1 protein-coding gene is annotated in these 323 nt (G+C 44.3%); it reads left to right on the plus strand.

Going from position 1 to position 323, the window contains the following annotated elements:
• Positions 1 to 15 precede the first annotated feature (15 nt).
• Positions 16 to 323: IS110 family transposase (locus KQX66_RS36955; protein WP_216798458.1), on the plus strand; the 308-nt coding region annotated here is incomplete at its 3' end.

The following is a 323-nucleotide window of genomic DNA, read 5'->3' on the forward strand; positions in this document are numbered from 1 at the left end:
GGAGGCGCTCTTATTATGAAGTTTAAACAAAGTGACAAACAAAATCAACGTATTGAAAAAATTACAACCGACCATCTTGTTATCGGCATCGATATTGCCAAGTTTTCTCATGTTGCCCGTGCTGTCGATTTTCGTGGGATCGAACGTGGCCACTATCTTGCCTTCTCTAACGATCACAACGGCTTTAAAAACCTCTTCCAATGGATACAAGCTATAATGGATCAGCATCACAAAACGAAGGTGCTCATCGGTGTTGAGCCCACCGGGCATTACTGGCTCAATCTCGCCTTCTGGCTTCAAGAAAGGCAACTCGAGCTTGTTCT

Origin of the sequence: Paenibacillus oleatilyticus (assembly GCF_018998565.1) — a bacterium.
Classification (GTDB): domain Bacteria; phylum Bacillota; class Bacilli; order Paenibacillales; family NBRC-103111; genus Paenibacillus_G; species Paenibacillus_G oleatilyticus.